This window comes from Mesorhizobium sp. CNPSo 4670 (assembly GCF_057784235.1).
The window spans coordinates 1-726 of record NZ_JBWJFQ010000076.1 but is presented as its reverse complement, the minus strand read 5'-3'; the positions used below and the strand labels follow the sequence as shown (position 1 = coordinate 726).

The following is a 726-nucleotide window of genomic DNA, read 5'->3' as shown; positions in this document are numbered from 1 at the left end:
GCTGATGATCGTCCATTGCGAGACATCAGGCGTCCAGCCGGTCATGTCATACATTGCCCAGGCGGTGATGAGCAGACCGGTCAAGAGCAGCCAGCGCGTATCCACCTTGCCGACCAGCCTGCCGACCAGAAACATGCAGGCCATCGTACCAAGTCCACGCGGCCCCATGACGATGCCGGCCGTCACCACCGGATAGCCCATCAGCGTCTGCAGATAGGGCGTCATCAAGGCCAGCGAGGCGAGGTAGGTGATGCCGACGATGAAGATGAAGACCATGCCGACGACGAAATTCCGGTCGAGGAAGAGCCGTGGGTTCACGAACGAGTTGCGGGCGGTGAAGGTGTGGACGAGGAAGATGTAGAAGGCCGACGCGCAGATCAGCGCCTCGACGATGATCTCGGATGACGAGAACCAGTTGAGCTGCTCGCCGCGATCGAGAAACATCTGCAGTGAAGCGATGGTGAGGCTGAGCATGCCAAAACCCAGCCAGTCCAGCCTTGCCTTGAGGTCGGTCTTGGTTTCCTGGACGAACATCGACACGCCGGCGAAAGCCAGCATGCCGATCGGGACGTTGATGTAGAAGACCCAGCGCCAGCTGACATTTTCGGTCAGCCAGCCGCCGATGACCGGCCCGAGCACCGGCCCGACCATGATGGAAACGCCGAACAGCGCCATGGCCGAGCCACGCTCTTCGACGCTGTAGATGTCGAGCAGGATGCTCTGCGA

1 protein-coding gene is annotated in these 726 nt (G+C 60.7%); it reads right to left on the bottom strand.

Features of this window, described 5'->3' with window-relative positions; translation table 11 throughout:
* A partial coding sequence (locus AC0ZT5_RS35155) for an MFS transporter (protein ID WP_488500165.1) occupies positions 1–726 on the bottom strand: 726 nt, incomplete at both ends.